We start from the raw sequence: 22,390 nt of genomic DNA on the forward strand, positions 1-22,390 counted from the left end.
CAGGTGTACCATTTATAGTTCAACTTATGTAGCCTGATGGGCTACTTTTTGTTGTGAATCATTTATTTAAGATTCATTAAAGGTTTGTCCTCTACCATGGTTTCATAAGCCTAAGTTGCTTAACAGAAACCAAGAAGGAGGATTCATCATTTGAATAGTTTACTACGTAAAGTTGCAGTAACGGCCTTGTCCGTGACGATGGTAACTTCATCTTTTGCCCTGGTAGGAAGCCCGAACGCTGCGTTTGCCGCAGAGGATACAAGCACTAGCACAGGCGTCACGCAAGCCTATGAATCGTTGTTCCAAACGGACAACGTCATTGATGTGAATGTTACGATTGATGATGCAGACTGGAAGAGCATGCTCGAAAGCCCGCTGGATAAGGATTATAAGAAGGTAAGTGTGGAAGTGGACGGCAACAAGCTAGATAACGTTGGTTTCTCCACCAAGGGTAATCTGACTTTGAAATCCGTAGCCTCCATGCAAGATTCTGACCGTTACAGCTTCAGACTGAAGTTCGATAAATACGACAAAACACAAACCTTGCTCGGTCTGGATAAAATGGTCCTGAACAACAACTATTCCGATCCATCGTACATGCGTGAAGTTCTTCACTATGAAGCGCTGCGCAGCATTGGCATGGATGTACCGATGACGAACTACGTTAATCTGTATATCAACGGCGAACTGGTTGGTTTCTATACCGGGGTTGAAGCAGTAGATGACAGCTACCTGGAACGAAATTACGGTGAAGATTATGAGGACGGTGTCCTCTACGATACGGATGAGAAGAGTTACCTGCAATATTCAGAAGGCAGTGACTACAGCACCATCACCGAAGATTTGGGTACGGACGAGAATAAAACCAAACTCAAAAACTTCATCAAAACGCTGAACGACATGCCTGAAGGTGAAAAAGGTGATATCGAGAGTGTGCTGGATGTGGATTCGGCACTGAAATATATCGCGGGCAACATGGTCTTTGGTAACTATGACAGCTATAGCGGCGACAAAGGGCATAACTACATGCTTTACGGAGATGCGGCTGGCAAATTCACCGTTGTACCTTGGGACTTTAACATGTCCTTTAATGGATACTCGGGTGGAGGCGGACGTGGTACAACAACAACTGGATCAACCACGACCAACACCAATGCAACGAACGTATCCGTGGACGAGCCAGTACTGGGCATTAGCATGGAAAATGTACCGATGATCAACAACCTGTTGGCCGTGCCTGAGTATAAGGAAAAATACTTGAGCTACGTCAATGAGTTGACGGATTATATGGAAGGCATCCAGGATCGCATCACAGGTCTGGCTGACATCATTCGTCCATATGTTGAAGCAGATCCAACGAAGTTCTACACAACAGAGCAGTTTGAATCCAACATTGCATACTCTGCCAACGCTGATGCAACAGGTGGTATGGGTGGCATGGGTGGTACACCACCAGAAGGATTCGAAGGCATGACACCACCAGAGGGCATGGAAGGTATGACGCCTCCGGAAGGTTTTGAAGGCATGACACCTCCCAATGGTACAACACCGCCGGATGGCACAACGGGAACAGGAACAACAGACAACACAGGCAATACCCAAACACGTCCGGGCGGTAACTTTGGCGGAGGTGGAGGCATGGGCTCCATGGCAGCGGGATCGCTGACGACGTTTGCCCTGAACCGACTTGCCAATCTGCAAGAGCAGCTTGGACGTGAAGTAACGCCTTTGCCAGAGACTTCAGAAGATACAGGCACGGATAACGGAACAGGAACGACGGACAAAGCGATTACCGTAACTCTCGATGGCAAAGCGATTACGTTCCCGGATCAGGACCCGCTAGAGCAAAGTGGCCGGGTTATGGTACCAGTGAACGCCATCCTTGAAGCTTTGGGTGCAGAAGTAACGTGGGACAAAACAGCGAAAACGGTAACAGCTGTTCTGAATGACCAGACGCTTGTGCTCCAGATCGGAAGCAGCACAGCAACGGTGAATGGTGAAACGCTCGAAATTGATGCACCAGCCATTATCAAAAACAGTCGCACGCTTGTGCCGGTACGCTTCATCTCTGAAGGACTGGGACTGACCGTGGATTGGAATCAAACGGCTGCACAAGTAACACTTACATCCAAATAATATCTCTCTTGTAGAGAAACGTTGTTCTACGGAGAACGAGAAAAGGGATTCGATGATCAGATCGAATCCCTTTCTGGTACAATGAGGGAAAAGGAGGGAACACATATGGCTCCCGATAAAACAAAACTTTTCCCTAACGATAATATTCGTACCGTTTGTTACATTCAGAATTTGCCGCCGCGCTCTAATGTGCTGATCGGTGATTATACGTATTATAGTGACAACAGTCGTCCACCCGAACAATTTTATGACCGCATTCAGCATCATTATAATTTCCTAGGCGATCGTCTGGTGATCGGTAAGTTTTGTGCAATTGCTGAAGGTGTGACATTCATTATGAATGGTGCCAATCATCGGATGGAGGGCATGACAACCTATCCCTTCAATATTTTTGGTGGTGGTTGGGAGAGAGTGACCCCTACGCTGGATCAACTGCCTTTTAAGGGTGACACAGTATTGGGCAATGACGTCTGGATTGGGCAAAATGTAACCATCATGCCGGGTGTCACGATTGGAGACGGTGCCATCGTCGCTTCCAATGCGACAGTCACCAAGGATATCGAGCCTTACACCATTGTGGGTGGCAATCCGGCCAAACCAATCAAAAAGCGTTTCGACGACGAGATCATTGCTTTACTGCTGGAACTGAAATGGTGGGATCAAGATGAGGCGTGGTTGGACACACATTTGGAACGACTGGTCTCTACATACGATCCGCAGACATTGCGTGAGCTTCTGAAGAGTAAGTAGGTTGGTGTACGTAAATTGATTTGCAAAAAAACGAGACTATCGCTGGTTCCTTATGGAGCCAGTTTTTTTATTTTGCACTCCATATGCTCATCATCATCACACTTCATGGAACCTTGCATATCCACAATAAGCCCCTGGATGGAAGAAGTTAAGAGAGCCAATCCATCTATAGGTGGACTTAACTCCCGTTAAATTCGGCTACACTAAATGTAGATCAGAGAACACGTGGAGAAGGTGAGGAAAAAAACATGATGAATATTGTTATTGTAGCTGTCATTGTTCTATTGTTATCGCTAAGGGAGAAGGAAGTGAAGACATCCCGTTTATGGGTCTTTCCAGCGATTATTGCGTATTGGGTGCTTTCGAGCGTAGTAAATACACCATTAACGGTGGGCAACATTCTGTTATATATTGTTTTTCTCATCATAGGTTGCGGGATTGGTGCGTGGCGGGTACATCTGGAACAGCTTCGAATCCATCCAACTACAGGTAAAATGATGTCTAAGGGATCGCTGGCCAGTAGCTTGCTTCTGATCGCGGTTATGGTGTTAAGACAGCTCGCCAGCCAATGGGATGTGCATCATACGGTGGTTTCACTGAGCAATGCTCTTTTGTTTCTACCTCTGGGAAGTATTGCTGCCCGGCGTTATTTTCTGTATGCCAAAGTCCAGCGCTTTCAAGGCAGAGGTGTATAATCATTTCAAACTTTAGGATTGGAAAGGATAGCTATGCAGAACGATTCGAAATGGATGCAGATTCGAAAGGTGGTACTGGATCATACTGCAGATCTTATTTTAACGTTGCTGCTGCTCTCCAGTCTGATCGAGCCCTTCAAAGAATTGGCGTGGGTCGATTTGGGTGCAGGACTGGTCGTTAGACTGCCCTACCTTATATTGGTTTGGGTTCCACAGTCACTTCGAAATGAGCGGATGCGAACGTTAGGGATATTGGTTATTTGGATGGTGACGCTGCTCTATGCCCAGTTCTTCCAGGCCGAGTATCGTATATTTGAATTAACCTTTTATCTCATCGGATATACTGCGCTAAAATTGCCCATCCATCGTTCTTCGTTGCTTGGCTTCGTTATCATCATTGGGAATGCGGCGCTGCTCTATATGGATGAATACGAACCCAATCAGATTCTGGTGTATTCGATGGCTCACGCTGTAACCTATATTCTATGCTGGGCTGCGAGAATCAGGCGGGAAAGCAGACAGGACAGCAAACGACATTATGAGGAATTGCAGAAGGTGCACGCTGAACTGACACATGCCCATCAGGAGCTTCAGGATACACATCAGGAGTTGGAGCAGGCTACCGTGCGATTGATGCAGTATGCCGTACTTGAAGAACGAAGCCGAATCTCAATGGATTTGCATGACAGTGTTGGTAACCGATTGACATCCATTATTGTTCAGCTTCAGGCATTGCCATATATGATGAAGATGGATGCAGCGGAAGCCGACAAAGCGATGGGTACGGTGCTTGAAGTAGTCCGACAATGTCTCCAGGAGGTTCGGACTGTTGCTCATCAGATGGGCAGCAATGAAGCAGGCCTCGGGCTGGTCGCCTTGACGAGTCTGGTGAATGAGATACGGGAGATGGCAGGTTTCACGATCAAACTGACCCCCCAAGAGCAGACGAGTCATTGGACGCCAGAAACGTCCGAATTATTGTATCGTGTACTTCAGGAAGCGTTAACGAATATCATTCGTCATGCCCAGGCTTCGCAAGTGAAGGTGGACATCTTGGAGAAGGAGCATCAGCTACATATGATTGTGGAGGACAACGGAATGTATCGCAAAGAGAATCCGATCTCTCCCGGTTTCGGACTGTCGAGTATGAGAGCAAGATGTGAAAGGGCAGGCGGTTCCTTATCCATTGATGCAGTCGATCCACATGGAATGAGGTTAACCCTTACCATTCCTCAAGATGTGAAGGAGATTATGGGAGGTGATGAACAATAATGGAGCAAGACATACAGGACATACGTGTACTCCTCGTGGATGACCAGCATCTGGTCCGGCATGGTTTACGTTTTATTATTAATGCACAGCAGGATATGGAAGTGGTAGGCGAAGCGGGCGGGGGACATGAAGCAGTCCTTCTGGCAGCAGAGCTTCGTCCACATGTCGTATTGATGGATGTGCAGATGGAAGCAGGAGACGGACTGGAAGCGACAGCGGAGCTGATGAAGATACTGCCTGACTGCAAAGTGGTCATCCTGACCACATTCGATCATGAGGACTATGTGTACAAAGGAATACGTGCCGGAGCTGTTGGTTATCTGCTCAAGGATGCGGCGCCGGACGAACTCGTTGATGCGGTTCGTGCTGCATACCGGGGGGAGGCGATCTACCGCACGGCGGTGGCAGCCAAGGTGATCGGTCTTGCTATTCGTTCAACTCCGAGTCATTCGGATTCAGTGAAGGAGACGGTAGCAAACAAACCATTGCCGGAACCGTTTACGGGACGGGAATTGGAGGTTTTGCAGCAGATGGCATATGGATTACGGAATGAGGAGATTGCTCGCAAGCTTTTTATCGGTGAGAGTACGGTCAAGACTCATGTACATCGCATTTTGCAAAAGATTCAGGTGGAAGACCGCACACAGGCGGTCGTCTTTGCCATTCGTAATGGATTCGTCAAGTAAACCGTTCTTGATCTTCTGTGGAGTAGTGATCCAAATTCAGCAAATAACCAGCTGCCCCATGCGGAGCTGGTTATTTTGTATGATCGCATAAACAATGTCTCAAAATTGAGAAAAGAGATGGAATGTTGTGTGAGATAAGTCATAGAATAACTTTAAGTAAGCGCTTCCAATAACATCAATATGAATTCACGGAGGGGTTCAGAATGCGATTTAAGAGAGCTGCCACACCGCTCGTCGCTCTGTTCATGTCGGTCACATTGTTTGCCGGATGCCAAAGTGTTCAGCCGCCATCAGTAAGTGAACCACAAGGGACGGTGGATACACCGACCACGACAACCCAGAACGAACCTGCACCTCAGACCAACAAGGAGACACCACGTAATGAGACCTTGTATATCAATGGGTTGCAATGGGGGCCACCAACCAACTTCAATCTGTTGAGCGGAAATCCCGCATTTCCAGTGAATTACGGCAACTCCAGGGAACTGGTGTACGAAACCCTGTTTATGGTAAACCAGCTGGACGGTGGCCTTGAACCTCTCTTAGGCAATTCGTATGAATGGACGGATGAAACGACTCTGCGCATTGAGTTGAATGCGGATGCGAAGTGGAGCGACGGAACGGCTTTTACTGCAGATGATGTTGTATATACCTATGAACTGGGCAAAAAATACGATATCAACTGGAGTAGCTTCTGGACCTACATCAGTGAAGTGAAAGCAGATGGAGCGCAGGCCGTGGAAATTAAGCTGAACCCTGAAAACCCTAACAAGCTGACCGTACTGGACAGCATTGAACTGATCCCGATGCTGCCGAAGCATATCTGGGAAGAGATCGAGAAGAAGAACAATAATGATCTGACCGCGATTCGTAAAGAGGTTAATGATAATCCAGTGGGAACCGGAGCCTATAAGCTTCATTTTTACAACGACCAGAAAATTACGATTGTCCGTGACGATAACTACTGGGGGCAGAAATTGTTCGGCAAATTGCCCGCACCGAAGTACATCACTCACGTGATCTACAAGGATAATGCCGCAGGTGATCTGGCGTTCAAGAGTGGGCAAGTGGACGTCTCCCAGCAGTTTATCCCTCAAGTGTGGAAGATGTGGGAAGGCGGGGCTGCTGTCAAAACGTATCTGAAGGATGCGCCGTATTATCTGCCCGGTTCCATGCCAAGCATTTTCTTTAATCTGTCCAAAGCCGGACTCGATAATGCTGACGTTCGCCGTGCGATAGCCATGAGCATCAACTATGACAAAATCTCGGAGCTGGCAATGAGCGGATATTCCGCACCAATGCAGCCTTCCCTGACCTTGAACTCGGACGCCGAGTCCAAATATATTGACCAAGATGCCATCAAGTCGTTGCAATGGACGATGGATATTGAAGGAGCCAATGCTCTGCTAGACAAGATTGGAGCAACCAAAGGTAAAGACGGCATCCGTGTTCTTAACGGCAAACGCCTTGGACCTTTCGAGGTTGAATGTCCTTACGGCTGGTCTGACTGGAACGCTGCCCTGGAGATCGTAGCGCAGAGCGCCAAGGCCATAGGGATTGAGATTCGCACCAAATTCCCGGAATCCCCGGTATGGACCAATGATCTGCAAACCGGCAAATTCGATATTATCATGAATACGCCTGCAGGCGGGGTAAGCCCAAGCCAGCCGTGGAACCGTGCGATGACGATCATGTACTCCAAAGGGGTTGCTCCAATGGGTGAGATGGCTTTCTGGAACTGGGGACGGTACCAGAATGACCGTGCAGACGCCATTATTGAAGAGATTCCATCCGTGTCTGACGAGGCGAAGCTGAAGTCACTGTACACTGAACTGAATACCATCTGGCTGAAAGATATCCCTTCTATTCCGCTAATGTACAGACCATGGGTGTTTGACACCGTGAACGAATCGGTTTGGAAAGGTTTCCCGACAGAAGGAGATGGCACCAACATTCCGCCGCAAATCTCGATGGACGGCGCAGGTATTAAGGCATTGTATCAGATCCACAATTAAGGAACTCATATTGAATCAGGACACGATGAATTGACACGCCACTTCAGACATAAGGCCCTTATCCGCTAAACTCGGGGGTGCTAAATCCTATGAATGCCTATTCCAGATATGTCGCCAAAAAAGTATTCTGGTACGGCCTGACCCTGGTCATTGCCATCGGACTGAATTTTATTTTGCCTAGACTGATTGAAGGTAACCCGGTGAGCATGATCGCTTCCAAAATGACGTCAGGGATGACTGACTCGGATTCCATCAAGCGGGTGTATGAGACGTTTACGGTTGAATTCGGCATTGATCAGCCACTATGGACCCAATTCGGCATCTATTTGAAAAATCTGTTCACAGGCAATCTGGGCACGTCCTTTGGACTGTATCCGAAGCCTGTGACGGACATTCTGGCCTCCGCCGTCCCTTGGACGGTGGGGCTTCAACTTCCGGCCATCCTGGTCGGCTGGATCATTGGTAATTTGCTCGGTGCGATTGCAGCGTACCGGAAAGGTGTTTTTGATAAAGTACTGTTTCCGGTAGCTTTATTTATCAATTCCATTCCTTTTTTTACTCTGGCTATTATTATGCTGTATGTCTTTGCGTTATCACTGAAATGGTTCCCTTTATCGGGCGGATATGACTTCCAGATGGTACCGCAGCTGAGCTTCGACTTTATCATGTCCGTGGTTCGCCACCATACCTTGCCGTTCCTCTCCATCGTGCTTGTGACCATTGGTGGTCAGGCCATTGGCATGCGGGAGATGTCCATCTATGAGCTCAATTCAGACTATGTGTTATACAGTAAACTGCTGGGTATTCGCGACGGCCGAATTGCGCGTTATGTGTTCCGTAACGCTATGCTGCCGCAAATTACGGGACTTGCGCTCTCCATCGGTACGATGGTCGGTGGGTCACTCATCTGTGAGATTGTCTTCAGTTATCCAGGCATCGGCACATGGTTGTTCACGGCCATAAGGCAACTGGATTACCCACTAATCTCGGGGTGTACGCTGCTGATTGCCATTGCTGTATTGCTGGCAAATTTCACTATTGATGTCATCTACGGTTTCATTGACCCGCGCATCAAGGCCGCTCAAATGGAGGAACAGTGATATGAAGCATTCGATCTCTATTTTGCTGAAGTCACCCAAATTCATGATCGGCGCGGTGACTTTTGTCGGCATGCTGCTCTTGGTTACGATCTATCCGCTCATTAATCGCAGTGATCCCCTTGAGATGATTGCGATGGCGTTCCAGCCACCTGGCGATGGCCTGCTATTAGGATCGGACAATTTTGGACGGGATATTTTCCTTGAATTGATGTATGGCATCCAGACATCCGTACGTGTGGGGCTGATTGCAGGTGTGTTTGCAACCGTTATCGGTCTGGTTATGGGCCTGGTGTCGGGATATATCGGGGGAATGCTAGATAACTTTCTGACGGCGATCACCAATATTTTCATTGTTATTCCTTCGTTCATCATCCTGATCTTGATCTCGGTCAGCATTGATTCACGCAGTTCCCTGGTGACGGCGATCATTATCGGTATAACCAGCTGGCCTTGGACGGCCCGGGCTGTGCGAGCCCAGACGACATCTCTGCGTAGCCGGGATCATGTGCATATTGCGAAAATTTCGGGACACAGTACGCCGCGTATCATTATCCATGAGATTTTGCCCTATATCGCGTCTTATGTGGTGATGGCTTTTGTGCTCCAGACGGCATCGGGCATTCTGTCCGAAGCATCCATCTCCATGCTGGGACTGGGGCCGTATAATACGATCTCGCTCGGCATTCTTATGAACTGGGCACTGGTGTTTGAAGCGCCAGTAGCAGGGGCGTGGTGGGCGTTCATTCCTGCGGCGCTGGCGATTGCCGTCATTACCTTCTCGCTTTATCTGATGAATACGGGCATGGACGAAATTTTTAATCCGAAAATAAGGAGCTAAGACCATGAACCAACCTATACTTCAGGTCAGCGGTCTGAAAACCTATTACCGTACCCGGCTCAAGGAGAATGTATTTGCCGTCGACGGGGTGGAGTTCGGACTGAAAGAAGGGCAGACGCTGGGCATTGCAGGTGAATCGGGCTGTGGAAAATCGACGCTGGCGCTCAGCCTGATGGGCTTTTATTTCCCGCCGCTTCATTATGGCAGTGGTTCGATCCGGATTAATGGTACCGATATTATGCAGCTGAACAAAGAGCAGCTTCGTTCGCGCATTCTGGGCAAGGAAATTGCTTATATTCCGCAGGCTGCCATGAATGCACTGAACCCAACGCTGCGTATTATCAGGTTTATTGAAGATATCATGAAGGAGCATCGTCCGGAGATGAAACGGTCGGATGTGCGGAAGATGGCTACGGAGCGCTTCCAATCACTGAACTTGTCGCCGGATGTGCTGGATATGTATCCAAATGAATTATCCGGCGGCATGAAGCAGCGAACGGTTATCGCCATCTCAACAATTCTGAATCCCAACGTGCTCATTGCGGATGAACCTACTTCGGCACTGGATGTAACCTCCCAGAAGGCGGTCATTCGTCTATTGAAGGATTTGTTGAAGCGCAAAGTAATCAAATCACTGGTGTTCATCACGCATGAGCTGCCGCTACTGTACCATGTCACGGATGAAATTATGGTGATGTATGCCGGTGAGATTGTGGAACGAGGCACGGCAGAGCAGATGATTTTCAATCCGCTGCATCCGTACACTCGCAAACTGATGGGTTCCATCATTGTTCCGGAAGAGGGCATGAAGGAGCATAAATTGGCTGCGATTCCCGGTGCACCACCAAATCTGAAGAATGTGCCGGAAGGCTGCCGCTTTGCAGAGCGCTGTACACTGGTGACCGACGAGTGCCGCCAGGGCAAAATCGAGAACATTCATGTCGATGGGCGCCTATATCGCTGTCTCCTGACACCAGAAATGCTGGAGCAGATCAGGGAGCAGGAGCAGGACAGTCACTTACAGCAGGAGAGCATGAACGAAGAGCCCCAGGAGAGGGAAGAAAATCAGGAGGAGAATGACTCAAATAAAGAAGATGTCCGAGATGTTCAATCTGACACAGACGATATCGCAGACCAATGAAATGATTCTTTCTGGGCGTAATGGGCTCGGATCAAGGCTCCCCGAAAGGAGTGAGGTAGTATGGCGATGGGCAAGGTGCTGATCAGCGGCCGCCATCTGACCAAGGTGTACGGTACTGGCAATCGCAAAAAGGCAGCCGTGGACGATGTGAGCTTTGATTTTCATGAAGGGGAGATTATCTCCATTGTCGGAGAGAGTGGCAGTGGCAAGACGACACTCGCGAAAATGATCATGGGCTTGCTCAAGGAAACGGGTGGAGCGATTGAATACGATGGCAAGCCCAGACAAATGAAGCGGTACCGTGAGCGTAAAGCCTATTGGAAGGATATACAGGCCATTTTCCAGGACCCGTTCTCTTCGTTCAACGTATTTCACCGGGTGGAAAAGCTGCTGGTGGACTGTATCAAACTTCAGGGGCTGAAGCTGAACAAGGACGAGGAATATGCCAAAATGAAGGAAGCCTGTTCTTTCGTCAACTTGAAGTTCGAAGAGTTATACAACAAATATCCGTTTGAGCTGTCCGGTGGACAGATGCAACGGCTCATGATTGCCCGCATTTTCATGCTGCATCCTAAGGTGTTGATCGCCGATGAACCAACGTCCATGGTGGACGCATGCTCGCGTTCAACGATTCTGGATATGCTGCTCAAGCTGCGCGATGAGAACCGCATGACGATTGTGTTTATTACGCACGACGTGGGTCTGGCTTATTATGTGAGCGACACGATCTGTATTATGGAGCATGGACGAATGGTGGAGGCGGGGAGAGCGGAGGAAGTTATTCACCATGCGGAGCATCCCTATACCAAACAATTAATCAATGACGTACCCAAAATTCATTCTCCCTGGGTGCTCGATTGACACAAATCAAGCCCTGGACCGTTTTGAGCGGAACAGGGCTTCTTATTGTCCAAGATGAAAGGTTCGTTTTAGCGAGTGGGTAGTTGTGGTGTCTGTGCAGACTCTGTTGATGGGGGTGTTGAATGGGTGTGATCTTCCGCGTTATTCTGGTCTGTCTGCTTGCCCGAATAAAAGTTAATGATATCATCAACCGTAGAAAACACGACATTTACATCAAAATGTTCGTTGTGTGTTTGAATAAAAACCTCTTTTCCGATCTTGTTGTTGCTGTTTAGTTTAGAGCTTCTTTCATTGTTAATCCTGCTGTGAATACAGGAACTTTACCTGCTGGAAGTTGAATTTCCTTACCAGTTCGACGGCTTTTACCCATACGTGCTTCACGATTACGCACTTCGAATTTGCCAAATCCAACCAGTTGAACCTCTTTACCTTCTTTTAAAGCTTCCAAAATCGAATCCAGTACAACCGTTACGGCCTTTTCAGCGTTCTTTTTGGAGAATCCGCCGTTTTTGGCTACTTCTGTGATCAATTGTTCTTTATCCATTTGTCATACCTCACTTTTCGTTTTTGGATGATAAGTTTATGAAGTCAGCATTTTGAAAGACGCTCTTTGAATCTATGCAAAATGCTCATGTAATAAAACAAAAAGCTGCCTTGTACAAGGCAGCTTTAATATAATTAAACTTTAGTAACGTTCTCAGCCTGTGGACCACGGTTACCTTGAGTTACTTCGAATTGGACGCGTTGTCCTTCATCCAATGTTTTGAAACCGTCGCCTTGAATTGCACTGAAATGAACGAATACGTCTGTTCCTTCTTCAGTTTCGATAAAGCCAAATCCTTTGTCCGCGTTAAACCATTTCACTGTACCTGTTTGCATGTAGTTCCTCCAAAAAATAAGTTTTTAAACGACCATTTTGAAAAGGTTAATTTTAGAATCAACGCTAATCAGGTATATTCAACCCACAGACTTGATGTCCGCTAATGTATCGATTAATATGATAATACCATGTCCGCTAATATAAGTCAAGATTTGGAGGTTTTTTCTAATGGATAAGGGTTGTGGTACTTCGGTACAAGGGGAAATGGTTGTTCAGGAATTCATACATATGCTTACGAACCAGGGAGAATTGACTCCCAAAACCTTGAAGGAATATGCGAGTGATTTGAAGCATTTTACCGAATGGTATATAGGGAACGATTCTCGGAGTGAAGAGATCTCATTTCGAATCGAAGACGTGCATACATCGACTTTGGTCCGTTATCGGGAAGATTCACAAAAGGTAATGCAATTGAAGCCGTCTACCATTAATCGCAGACTGATTACATTGAAGCGTTTTTTTAAGTGGGCTTCATCGGAAGCCAGGATTAGCAGTAATCCTTCCAAACCTTTGAAATTCATTCCGGAAGACAAGGTTAGCCCCCGCCGAATGACCACCGAGGAAGAACAATCATTCATATCTGCCGTCGAAGACGGTAACTCGCTTCGGGATCAGACCATCCTTACCCTCATGTTTCATACCGGTATACGAACGATGGAGATATGCAACCTCGCTCCCGGTGATATTGAATTGGGCAAAAGAAGCGGGCAACTTACCGTGCGGGCCGATAAACGAAACGGTCAACGGAAAATTCCGCTGAACATGACATGTATTGCTTTGTTGAAGATGTACATGGTTGGCCTCGCACCGGATAGTCCTTACCTGTTTCCTTCCGAGAAAACCAGTGATCGCTTAACGGAGAGGGCGCTGCGCCATTTGATCAAAAAGGTGATGACTACAGCCGGTCTGGAAGGGCTAAGTTCCCATGATCTGCGTCATCGGTTCGGATACGCTATGGCCGAGCATACACCACTGCATCGCTTGGCAGAAATGATGGGGCATATCAACCCGGATACCACGATGATTTATGTGAAGGGGTTAAATGCCAATTTATCTTTGTCAGCAGAAGAGGATGGAGAAACGGAACCGCATTAAAGTACATGCAGCACTCTTTATGAGGGAGTACGAATGGATATAGGATCAATGATGCCCTGACCCACTTCAAGTGGATGAGGGTTGTTTGGTTATCCAAGAATGACTTACATCCCATTCAGACTTGTTGTTTGCATTGATTTGCAATTCTAATGTAATCATGGCATAGGTGCCATCAAGCTTTTCCCAAAAAAGTATCGCCTTTGTATGATCGGGATGTAAAAGCAAGGCAGGCATGACATCTCCGTTTTCCAGCATGGTTCTTCGTTCGTTACTATAATAGGCAGCGATGAAGGAAGAGTGCTCTTCACGGGGAAGGGTGTTTAATGAATCCTCCAAGCTGTAAAACAGGTTCCATTCAGTTATATTCTCCTTCTCACTATTCTCATTCAGCGTGGTACGTATCGCCTTTATTCCTCCCCTCCATGATTTTGTTAATTTCTCTTGAAGTTCTTGAGGTTGGTTCTCCCAGAGTGAAGACTCGGTGGATGCTTCAAATCGATCGGTTCGAATCGTCTCCGTGATTGCACCGCTGCAATTTAATATTGCGGCAATACCGGTCGTTATCATTCCGGATTTCAAGTAATTCATCAGTTAATGGATTCCTTTCCTATTTCTCAATTTACTCCTTTCAATAATTTACCTTATATTTCGTTTGTGAGCGCTCATTATATCAATCTTATCATCTTAAAAGTAAGCGATTACATAATTAAATTTATATTGTATATTATGATGGCAACCTTGGATCATATCGACATATACATTATTGCTTGGGCTTATGGCCCCTTAAATAAAGGAGGAATCTGACGTGTACCGGGTATTGCTGGTGGATGATGAAGAGGATGTACGCGAAGGGTTGGTTGTAGAGGTAGATTGGGAAGCGCTCGATCTGCGCATAGTTGGTCTGGCGGAGAATGGACGTGAAGCACTGGAGATGGCCGAACGAGTGGAGCCGGATATTGTGGTAACGGATATCAGCATGCCATTTATGGATGGACTTGAACTTGCTCGAAGGTTGCGGGAGCGCAATCCGCTTGTGAAAGTGGTGATTTTGACTGGATATGATGAATTCGACTACGCCCGACAAGCGGTCTCGCTGAGTGTGGATGAATATTTACTGAAGCCATTCTCGGCGGGACATCTGACAGAACTGCTTACAAGGTTGCGTGCGCAGATGGCGGCTGAAGTGGCCGAACGAGAGGATGTACAGCAGCTGCGCGACCATTATTATACAAGCTTACCCTTGTTACAGGCGGACCTGATGGCCACTTTGCTGCATCGGCAAAAATCGCCGCAATATATCCATGGCAAAGCAAAGCAATGTGGACTGGATCTGCACGGTGAACGTTATGGTGTATCCGTATTAACTCTGCATATGGACGGAGAACAATCCGCGGATGCGGAGCTAAAGCAGTTTGCTGCGCTAAACATTGCCGCAGAGGTATGGACGGAACACGGGGCCGGACATGCTTTTATGCATCAGGAGACGATTGTGCTGCTCTATGTAGATCGGTGGGGTGGAGAAGATGGGGAGAAACGACAGCAGCAGGCGCTGGAAAATGTAATGCGCAGCATCAATCATTATTTGCGTATTCCTGCCACTGTTGGATCGGGCTCAATCGTGAACACACTGGCAGGTGTGAAGCATGCCTATGAGGATGCACTACTGGCACTGGATTATCGACTTGTACCGGGGACCGATCCCCTTATCTATATTGCAGATGTGGAGCGGCAGACGGCGGGCAAATTGCGTTTTGACGAGTTGAAGCAGCAAACGCTGACACGTTGTCTGAAAGCGGGTACGCAGGCGGAGCTGGAGGACGCGCTAGAGATCATTTTCCGGGAAATTACGGTGGAGCATGGGCGAAGTGACATTCAACTGTATCTGATTGAAGTTTTAACAAACGTTTGGAAGGCAGCTCAGGCATCGGGCGAGGCCATGGAGGACATTTTTGGGGCAGGGTTCCAGTTGTATGCCGATTTGTTCCGTTTGCCTGGGTTGTCTGAGGCACAAGGTAAGGTGCATGAGGTTTGTCTGCTCGTTCAACATCGCATTGCCAGCGGAAGGCAGCATGTATACAAGGATATTGTGGAACAGGCATTGTCGTTTACCAAAGAACACTACGCCGATCCGGATCTGTCCATTCAGAAAGTATGTGGGCATCTGCATATCAGTTCGGGTTATTTTTGTGGCATTTTCAAAAAAGAAGTACAGCTTACCTTCCTGCAATATCTGATGCAAATCCGTATGGAGGCGGCCAAGGAGTTGCTTCGATCCACGGAGATGAAGTCGTTTGAGATTGCTGGTCAGGTAGGTTTCGCGGAACCGAATTATTTCAGTTTTTGCTTCAAAAAACATATCGGCGTCTCGCCCAAAGAATATCGCAAACAGACTGCACTAACAGCTAGTGAAGGCACAAGTCGATGAGAACGTTTGCCGGATGGATAAGATCCCTTTGGCTCAAGCTTCGGTCCAGGTTGCGTTCATCCAGAGTCAGTAGTATCCGCTTTATTATTACGTGGTCCTTCTCTGTCTTCATTGTATTGGTGCTGACCATCATGGCGATGCTGCTGCACGACAAATTCACGCAGGCCGCGGAGCGAAGTGCGGAGCTGACGACGAGGCAGATCGTGGATCAGGTCAGTTACAATCTGGAGGATTATGTTCGCAGTATGTCCCATCTGTATCGAGCCATCGAAGAACATATGCTGCGGGATGGCACGTGGGAAGGGGATCAGGTAGATAAACAGCTCGACACGCTGCTCAGCAGCCGCGAAGATATCATCTCCATTACTTTGTTGGATTCAACAGGGCATTTGCTCAAGAACAGACCTTCAGCTGAATTAAAACCGAGTGCGCATGTAACACAGCAAGGGTGGTTTCAATCTGCACTCCGAGTGCCGGATCACCTTAGTTTCTCACTGCCTCATATCCAGAACATGTACACAGGCCCATACAAATGGGTCGTTTCTATGAGCAAAGGCATTACTGTACGTCAAAATGGTCAGGATCGGCAGGTCATTCTGCTGGTGGATATCAACTTCAAACAAATGGACGAACTGAGCCGCCGAGTCAGTCTGGGGCAGCGGGGATACGTCTACATTATCGACGAAAGTGCAGGCAATATCGTGTACCATCCGCAGCAGCAATTGATGTACATGGGGCTCAAGAGTGAAAATATCGAACAGGCACTGGTTGCAACCGGCAGTTATGAAGATGAGGCGGATGGGCAGAAAAGGTTGAATGCGGTCAAGTCTGTCGCCAATATTGGATGGAAAATCGTAGGTGTGGCCTATCTGGATGAGATCATGACAACCCGCCAGGAGGTCAATGGATATCTGATTCGGGTACTGCTGGTTGTGCTGGTACTGGTCATCCTCGTCTCGCTGTTCCTCTCTTCCAGTCTGACACGTCCGATCCGGCGGATGGAACGAAAGATGAAGGCTGTGGAGCGAGGGGATTTTAACGTGGAGCTACCGATCGAAGGGCCGCTGGAAGTGGAACGTTTATCCCGTCGTTTTAACCTGATGGTCTATAAAATTCGGACCTTGATGAATGAAATCATTCATGAACAGGAGCAGAAGCGTCGTCTCGAACTGGAAGCTTTGCAGGCTCAGATCAATCCACATTTCCTCTACAACACGTTGAATTCGGTCGTGCGTATGGTGGGCATGAGCCGGAATGAGGAAGTCATTACGATGATCACTTCGTTATCCCGATTGTTTCGCATCAGTCTCAGTCAAGGCAAAACGATTATTACGGTCAGGGAAGAACTTGAGCACGCCCACCATTACCTGACGATTCAGCAGATGCGGTTCAAGCGCAAATTTAATTTTAGCATGAAGGCAGATGAGGATACGCTGGACTGCCTGACACTTAAGCTGGTGCTTCAGCCACTCATTGAAAATGCGATCGTGCATGGCATTGAATATCATATGGACGAGGGATGTATTGAGATTCGTGTATACCGGGAGGACGACAAGCTGGTATTTCGCATTACGGATAATGGGGTCGGCATGACGGAAGAGCAGATGTCGAAACTTCTAATGGGCAGTCCTATCGTGAAAAGTGGTGCAGGATCAGGTGTAGCTGTACGCAATGTACATGATCGGATTCAGCTTTATTATGGCGAAGCTTACGGTCTTGAATTCGAAAGTGAGCTGGAAGAAGGCACAACCGTCTGGATTCGGATTCCGATCCAATCGGAACGAGAGGAGGACGATGCGCATGATGAACAATAAAGGGAATAGCACGTGCGCCAAGGGAACCAGCAAGGTGAATAACATCGATAGAACGGATGGGATCTCGAATTGGGTTTTGAAAATAACAATCTGCAATCGCGTGGAAGTCATACGGATGAGAGTCCCCATCCTTCGTTATATGGGCATGTCAGCAGCAATCTTCTGCCTGTTGTTATGTATGGCGTGCGGTATGTCCAATGCTGATCCGGCGGGATCACAGCCGCGTATTGCACTGATTACGCCAGCGGGAACCGGAGAACTTGCAGAAGCGATACGTCTTGGGGCCGAAGCGGCTGCCAAAGAAGCGGGAGCGGAGCTCATTACGGTGGAGGCTTTTCCCTCAGAGGGGTTAACTTACGCGCCATCTAACCCCGACTTCACAGCAGGACAGGGAAAGGTAAAGCAAGAGCATTTGCAAAATGGGACTTATTCACTGAGCGAGCGTGAACAAGCCCAGGTGGATGCGGTATCACTGGCACTGGAGCAGGGAGCATCGGCCCTATTGATCGATCCCTTGAGTGAGAAGACACTCAGCGACATCATTGAGAAGGCACAGACTAAAGATGCCAACGGAGTGATTATCCCCATCATTTTGTTGAATGACGAGTTTCCTGTAAAAGGCATAACAAGTGTTATCTCGATAGATAACGTTGAGGCTGGACGGCAGGCGGGTCAGGCCATGGCTGTGCTTCTGGGTGGACGAGGACGTATAGCCTTGCTTGGTCCTGATCCTGTAAATCCTGTTCTGATTAACCGGGAGCTAGGGATAGAGGAATCACTGGCTCAATACCCGGACATTCATGTGGAGACCCAATCCGTATGCAGCACGCGGGATGCTTGCTGGCAGGCGGCGAAGCAACTGCTTGACCAGCAGCAGGTGGACGGATTGATTGCTCTTCAGGAACCTGCTTCTTTGGGGGCAGCGGATGAATCGAATCGACGTACGTCCGAGAACAAGGGGAACAAGGTGAGGATTGTGGGATTTGGCAGCGAACAGCAGCAGTTAGAGCAGTTACAGGAAGGGAGAATTCAACACTTGATCGTGCAAAATGGATTCAGTGCAGGTTATCTTGGTGTGAATCAGGCCGTTGCACGGTTGAACAATCAACAGGTGCAAGCCAGGGTAACGCTAGAAACGAAGCTTGTCAGTACGGACAATATGTTCTGGATGGATAATCAGAAGTTGTTGTTTCCTTTTGTACAATAAAGGCTCAATTGAGGAAGATTTCGATAAAACAGAGGAAGATATTGTATTCGAATTTATTGTAAACCCTTTCATAATAAAGACATCGGTAAAGCCGAATGAACTTGGGGGAGGTCATTAGGATATGAAGAAAACGTGGATGACATTGTTGCTTACAGCGTGTATGGTTGCGGCGGCGGGGTGCAGCAGTGGCGGAGACAGCGCAGGCGGAAGTACAGGAACAGATACAGGAGGCAAGACGGCGGCAGGGACGGAAACGCCGAAGATTGGCGTGGCGATCTATAAGTTCGATGACACGTTCATGACGGGTGTGCGGAATGCAATGACCGCAGCAGCGGAAGGCAAAGCCACACTCGATATCGTGGATAGCCAGAACGCACAGCCGACCCAGAATGAGAAAGTCGATCTGTTTGTATCCAAGAAATACAACGCAATGGCCGTGAATCCGGTTGACCGCACCGCAGCAGGTGTCATTATTGATAAAGCCAAAGCGGCCAGCATTCCAGTTGTCTTTCTGAACCGTGAGCCGGTTGCTGAAGACATGAACAAGTGGGATAAAGTGTATTACGTTGGAGCCAAGGCGGAAGAGTCCGGCACGATCTCCGGTCAGCTCATTGTGGACTACTGGAAGGCCCACCCGGAAGCAGATAAAAACGGTGACGGCAAACTGCAATACGTCATGCTGAAAGGCGAGCCGGGCCACCAGGACGCTGAGCTGCGGACCAAATATTCCGTTCAGGCCATCCAGGATGCCGGAATTGAAGTGGAAGCATTGGCGGAAGACACCGCGATGTGGGATCGGGTCAAAGGACAGGAGAAAATGCAGGCGTTCCTTGCCTCCCACGGAGACAAAATTGAAGCGGTATTGGCTAACAATGATGACATGGCACTTGGAGCCATTGAAGCGTTGAAAGCAGCGGGATACTTCAAAGACGGCAAAACGATGCCGGTTGTCGGCGTCGATGCAACGGCTCCGGCCATTCAGGCCCTTCAGGACGGAACGATGCTGGGCACGGTGTTGAATGATGCCAAGAACCAGGGCGCAGCTACGGTTGCACTGGCTTCCGTACTTGCGAAGGGTGAGACGCCAACGAAGGAAAACACGGGTTATGACATTACGGATGGCAAATACGTCTGGATTGCCTACAAAAAAATTACGAAAGACAACATTGCCGACGCCCAATAACAGCAGCAAACAGGGACGTCCGTCATGAGATGGCGTCCTTTTTTTGCCGGGTTTACGGAAGGGGAGGATGAAAGATGGAATCACCTTACCTGCTTGAGATGGACGGAATATCCAAAGCATTTCCGGGTGTGCAGGCACTAAGCCAGGTCACATTGAAGGTAAAGCCGGGTACGGTTCATGCGCTGATGGGAGAGAATGGTGCGGGCAAATCCACGCTGATGAAATGTCTATTCGGTATGTATCGCCCGGATGAAGGAACGATTCGGATGGACGGCAATCAGGTGGAAATTCCGAGTTCGAAAGCGGCGCTTCAACATGGCATATCGATGATTCATCAGGAACTGAACCCGGTGCCATACCGTCCGGTGATGGAGAACATCTGGCTGGGGCGGTTTCCGATGAGGGGGTTGTTGGTGGATGAGAAACGAATGTACGCTGATACACTAGCCTTGTTCAAGGACCTGAATCTGGACATTGATCCCAAGGCTCAGGCGGGAACTTTATCCGTTTCCAAAATACAGTCGATGGAAATTGCCAAAGCGGTCTCTTTCCAATCTAAAGTTATCGTGATGGATGAGCCAACTTCCTCGCTCACGGGCAAGGAAGTAGACCAGCTCTTCGCCATTATTAATCAGCTGCGCAGTCGCGGGGTGTCTATTATCTACATTTCGCACAAGATGGAGGAAATTCTGACGATCTCGGATGAGGTCACGATTATGCGGGATGGTTTTGTAGTGGGTACCTGGGATGCTGCTGATTTAACGACCGATCTGATCATTACCCGCATGGTTGGACGTGATCTGGATGAACGGTTCCCGGAACGGACGAACGTACCTGGAGAAGTGATTTTGAAGGCAGAAGGCTTAACCTCCAGCCAGCCGAATTCGTTCCGTGATGTGACGTTTGAATTGAGGAAAGGCGAAGTTCTTGGAATTGGCGGCCTTGTTGGGGCACAGCGGACGGAATTGATTGAGTCATTGTTTGGCTTACGCGGACTTGCTTCAGGGACGATCTCGATTCATGGGCGCAAGGTGAAGATCAAGTCACCTGCCGCAGCAAAGCGTCATAACATTGCCATGCTGACCGAGGAGCGAAGAGTCACAGGAATTTTTCCAGTGTTGTCTGTGTATGAAAATACGATTATCGCGAGTCTCGGACGTTACCGGAATCGGATTGGTCTGCTGGATGAGAAGAAAGGCCGAGATGAGGCACGTGAGCAGACTCTGAAGTTTAGAACTAAAACCCCTTCAGTTAACACGCTAATTCGCAACCTGTCTGGTGGTAATCAACAGAAGGTACTTCTGGCTAGATGGCTGTTGACTGACCCTGAAATTCTACTGCTCGATGAACCGACACGTGGGATTGATGTGGGCGCGAAATTTGAAATCTACACCATTATTACGGAACTGGCCCGCCAGGGCAAAAGCATTATTATGATCAGCTCGGAGATGCCCGAACTGCTGGGCATGTCGGATCGAATCATGGTCATGAGCGAAGGGCGGCTTACCGGAATCGTCGACGGTGCTGAGGCAACAGAGCAGGATATCATGAGGCTGGCCGCACAGCAGCGGATGGCTTAGTCAGGAGGGAAATACATGAATACACAAGTTATCAATCAGGTGAAGCAGTATGTGGCGCAGCGCGCGATCTTTATTGTGCTGATCCTACTCGTCATTGGCATTGCCATTGCCGATCCGCACTTTCTTGCTTTCTCTACACTGCGGGATATATTACAACAGTCCTCCACACGGGCCATCATTGCGCTGGGTGCTGCTTTTATCCTGGTAACGGGCGGGGTCGACTTGTCGGCAGGACGGGTCGTTGGTCTAACGGCTGTTGTATCCGCATCGATGCTGCAAATCGACGAATATGCCAATCGGTTCTTTCCCGATCTGCCACATTTATGGGTGTGGGCGCCCATGGTCTTCGGGATTATTGCCGGACTGGCAGTAGGACTGGTGAATGGTATCATAGTAGCCAAATTACATGTTCCACCCTTTATCGCGACACTGGGTACGATGGTTGCGGTATATGGTCTGAACTCGATTTACTTTGATACAGAGCCCAATCAGTCACAACCGATTGGTGGATTGAGACCTGATTTTACCGTTATTGGATCTGGTTACATTGATCTTGGTGGTGGTTATTCCATTCCGTATATCGTATTGATTGCTGTAGCGGTTGCGCTGATCTGTTGGGTCGTCTTCAATAAGCCCCGCCTTGGGAAGAAGATGTATGCCAGCGGTGGCAATAGTCAGGCTGCGCATGTGGCCGGCCTTCATGTGGCACGCA

20 protein-coding genes are annotated in these 22,390 nt (G+C 48.4%); 17 read left to right on the forward strand and 3 right to left on the reverse strand.

Going from position 1 to position 22,390, the window contains the following annotated elements; genetic code table 11:
• Positions 1–150: 150 nt before the first annotated feature.
• The 10 genes from A6049_RS28595 (at position 151) to A6049_RS28640 (ending at position 11,494) form a co-directional block, all read left to right on the forward strand.
• Positions 151–2,136 carry a CotH kinase family protein gene (locus tag A6049_RS28595; RefSeq protein ID WP_063567837.1) on the forward strand — a complete coding sequence of 662 codons (1,986 nt, stop codon included), beginning with the start codon at positions 151–153 and terminating at the stop codon, positions 2,134–2,136.
• Between the two features lie 105 nt (positions 2,137–2,241).
• Complete coding sequence (locus A6049_RS28600; RefSeq protein WP_063567838.1) at positions 2,242–2,886, forward strand: Vat family streptogramin A O-acetyltransferase; 645 nt, start codon at positions 2,242–2,244, stop codon at positions 2,884–2,886.
• 248 nt (positions 2,887–3,134) lie between these two features.
• On the forward strand, positions 3,135–3,581 hold the full coding sequence (locus tag A6049_RS28605) for a hypothetical protein (protein WP_063567839.1): 447 nt from the start codon (positions 3,135–3,137) through the stop codon (positions 3,579–3,581).
• A gap of 33 nt (positions 3,582–3,614) precedes the next feature.
• Positions 3,615–4,853 carry a sensor histidine kinase gene (locus A6049_RS28610; RefSeq protein ID WP_063567840.1) on the forward strand — a complete coding sequence of 413 codons (1,239 nt, stop codon included), beginning with the start codon at positions 3,615–3,617 and terminating at the stop codon, positions 4,851–4,853.
• On the forward strand, positions 4,853–5,539 hold the full coding sequence (locus A6049_RS28615) for a response regulator (protein WP_063567841.1): 687 nt from the start codon (positions 4,853–4,855) through the stop codon (positions 5,537–5,539). The genes A6049_RS28610 and A6049_RS28615 overlap by 1 nt, the downstream gene beginning before the upstream one ends.
• Before the next feature lie 203 nt (positions 5,540–5,742).
• Positions 5,743–7,554 (forward strand): ABC transporter substrate-binding protein, encoded by a 1,812-nt coding sequence (locus A6049_RS28620; RefSeq protein WP_063567842.1) that lies wholly within the window; start codon positions 5,743–5,745, stop codon positions 7,552–7,554.
• Between the two features lie 89 nt (positions 7,555–7,643).
• Positions 7,644–8,654 (forward strand): ABC transporter permease, encoded by a 1,011-nt coding sequence (locus A6049_RS28625; RefSeq protein ID WP_063567843.1) that lies wholly within the window; start codon positions 7,644–7,646, stop codon positions 8,652–8,654.
• 1 nt (position 8,655) lies between these two features.
• A complete protein-coding gene (locus tag A6049_RS28630; RefSeq protein ID WP_063567844.1) occupies positions 8,656–9,492 on the forward strand; it encodes an ABC transporter permease in 837 nt (278 codons plus the stop codon).
• Positions 9,493–9,496: 4 nt separating this feature from the next.
• Positions 9,497–10,633, forward strand: coding sequence for an ABC transporter ATP-binding protein (locus A6049_RS28635; RefSeq protein ID WP_090807848.1), 1,137 nt, complete (start codon positions 9,497–9,499; stop codon positions 10,631–10,633).
• 60 nt (positions 10,634–10,693) lie between these two features.
• Positions 10,694–11,494: an ABC transporter ATP-binding protein gene (locus A6049_RS28640; RefSeq protein ID WP_063567845.1), complete on the forward strand. Its 801-nt coding sequence runs from the start codon at positions 10,694–10,696 to the stop codon at positions 11,492–11,494.
• 271 nt (positions 11,495–11,765) lie between these two features.
• Here A6049_RS28640 and A6049_RS28645 read toward each other — a convergent pair whose 3' ends face one another.
• Positions 11,766–12,038: an HU family DNA-binding protein gene (locus A6049_RS28645; RefSeq protein WP_053783990.1), complete on the reverse strand. Its 273-nt coding sequence runs from the start codon at positions 12,036–12,038 to the stop codon at positions 11,766–11,768.
• Between the two features lie 134 nt (positions 12,039–12,172).
• A complete protein-coding gene (locus A6049_RS28650; RefSeq protein WP_062320808.1) occupies positions 12,173–12,373 on the reverse strand; it encodes a cold-shock protein in 201 nt (66 codons plus the stop codon).
• A gap of 169 nt (positions 12,374–12,542) precedes the next feature.
• Here A6049_RS28650 and A6049_RS28655 point away from each other — a divergent pair, with 169 nt between their 5' ends.
• On the forward strand, positions 12,543–13,469 hold the full coding sequence (locus A6049_RS28655) for a tyrosine-type recombinase/integrase (RefSeq protein WP_063567846.1): 927 nt from the start codon (positions 12,543–12,545) through the stop codon (positions 13,467–13,469).
• Positions 13,470–13,535: 66 nt separating this feature from the next.
• Here A6049_RS28655 and A6049_RS28660 read toward each other — a convergent pair whose 3' ends face one another.
• Positions 13,536–14,057 (reverse strand): hypothetical protein, encoded by a 522-nt coding sequence (locus A6049_RS28660; RefSeq protein WP_063567847.1) that lies wholly within the window; start codon positions 14,055–14,057, stop codon positions 13,536–13,538.
• A 217-nt stretch (positions 14,058–14,274) separates the two neighbouring features.
• Between A6049_RS28660 and A6049_RS28665 the strand changes: the two genes are divergently transcribed.
• The 6 genes from A6049_RS28665 to A6049_RS28690 all read left to right on the forward strand — a co-directional run.
• Positions 14,275–15,894 carry a response regulator gene (locus tag A6049_RS28665; protein WP_063567848.1) on the forward strand — a complete coding sequence of 540 codons (1,620 nt, stop codon included), beginning with the start codon at positions 14,275–14,277 and terminating at the stop codon, positions 15,892–15,894.
• Positions 15,891–17,708, forward strand: a complete 1,818-nt coding sequence (locus A6049_RS28670; protein ID WP_095206243.1) for a cache domain-containing sensor histidine kinase — start codon at positions 15,891–15,893, stop codon at positions 17,706–17,708. The genes A6049_RS28665 and A6049_RS28670 overlap by 4 nt, the downstream gene beginning before the upstream one ends.
• Positions 17,695–18,915 carry a sugar ABC transporter substrate-binding protein gene (locus A6049_RS28675; RefSeq protein ID WP_161490653.1) on the forward strand — a complete coding sequence of 407 codons (1,221 nt, stop codon included), beginning with the start codon at positions 17,695–17,697 and terminating at the stop codon, positions 18,913–18,915. Before A6049_RS28670 ends, A6049_RS28675 begins: the two co-directional genes overlap by 14 nt.
• Positions 18,916–19,036: 121 nt before the next feature.
• Positions 19,037–20,098, forward strand: a complete 1,062-nt coding sequence (locus A6049_RS28680; protein ID WP_063567849.1) for a galactose ABC transporter substrate-binding protein — start codon at positions 19,037–19,039, stop codon at positions 20,096–20,098.
• Positions 20,099–20,172: 74 nt separating this feature from the next.
• Positions 20,173–21,678 carry a sugar ABC transporter ATP-binding protein gene (locus A6049_RS28685; protein ID WP_063567850.1) on the forward strand — a complete coding sequence of 502 codons (1,506 nt, stop codon included), beginning with the start codon at positions 20,173–20,175 and terminating at the stop codon, positions 21,676–21,678.
• A gap of 15 nt (positions 21,679–21,693) precedes the next feature.
• Positions 21,694–22,390: ABC transporter permease subunit (locus A6049_RS28690; RefSeq protein ID WP_063567851.1), on the forward strand; the 697-nt coding region annotated here is incomplete at its 3' end.

Source organism: Paenibacillus sp. O199 (assembly GCF_001636635.1).
In the GTDB taxonomy this organism is placed as follows: Bacteria; Bacillota; Bacilli; order Paenibacillales; family Paenibacillaceae; genus Paenibacillus; species Paenibacillus marchantiae.

Excerpts from the sequence above, each read along its gene's own strand:
- A6049_RS28600 (WP_063567838.1), top strand. The coding sequence starts at position 2,242 with ATGGCTCCCGATAAAACAAAACTTTTCCCTAACGATAATATTCGTACC.
- A6049_RS28605 (WP_063567839.1), top strand. The coding sequence starts at position 3,135 with ATGATGAATATTGTTATTGTAGCTGTCATTGTTCTATTGTTATCGCTA.
- A6049_RS28610 (WP_063567840.1), top strand. The coding sequence starts at position 3,615 with ATGCAGAACGATTCGAAATGGATGCAGATTCGAAAGGTGGTACTGGAT.
- A6049_RS28615 (WP_063567841.1), top strand. The coding sequence starts at position 4,853 with ATGGAGCAAGACATACAGGACATACGTGTACTCCTCGTGGATGACCAG.
- A6049_RS28620 (WP_063567842.1), top strand. The coding sequence starts at position 5,743 with ATGCGATTTAAGAGAGCTGCCACACCGCTCGTCGCTCTGTTCATGTCG.
- A6049_RS28625 (WP_063567843.1), top strand. The coding sequence starts at position 7,644 with ATGAATGCCTATTCCAGATATGTCGCCAAAAAAGTATTCTGGTACGGC.
- A6049_RS28630 (WP_063567844.1), top strand. The coding sequence starts at position 8,656 with ATGAAGCATTCGATCTCTATTTTGCTGAAGTCACCCAAATTCATGATC.
- A6049_RS28635 (WP_090807848.1), top strand. The coding sequence starts at position 9,497 with ATGAACCAACCTATACTTCAGGTCAGCGGTCTGAAAACCTATTACCGT.
- A6049_RS28640 (WP_063567845.1), top strand. The coding sequence starts at position 10,694 with ATGGCGATGGGCAAGGTGCTGATCAGCGGCCGCCATCTGACCAAGGTG.
- A6049_RS28645 (WP_053783990.1), bottom strand. The coding sequence starts at position 12,038 with ATGGATAAAGAACAATTGATCACAGAAGTAGCCAAAAACGGCGGATTC.
- A6049_RS28650 (WP_062320808.1), bottom strand. The coding sequence starts at position 12,373 with ATGCAAACAGGTACAGTGAAATGGTTTAACGCGGACAAAGGATTTGGC.
- A6049_RS28655 (WP_063567846.1), top strand. The coding sequence starts at position 12,543 with ATGGATAAGGGTTGTGGTACTTCGGTACAAGGGGAAATGGTTGTTCAG.
- A6049_RS28660 (WP_063567847.1), bottom strand. The coding sequence starts at position 14,057 with ATGAATTACTTGAAATCCGGAATGATAACGACCGGTATTGCCGCAATA.
- A6049_RS28670 (WP_095206243.1), top strand. The coding sequence starts at position 15,891 with ATGAGAACGTTTGCCGGATGGATAAGATCCCTTTGGCTCAAGCTTCGG.
- A6049_RS28675 (WP_161490653.1), top strand. The coding sequence starts at position 17,695 with ATGATGAACAATAAAGGGAATAGCACGTGCGCCAAGGGAACCAGCAAG.
- A6049_RS28680 (WP_063567849.1), top strand. The coding sequence starts at position 19,037 with ATGAAGAAAACGTGGATGACATTGTTGCTTACAGCGTGTATGGTTGCG.
- A6049_RS28685 (WP_063567850.1), top strand. The coding sequence starts at position 20,173 with ATGGAATCACCTTACCTGCTTGAGATGGACGGAATATCCAAAGCATTT.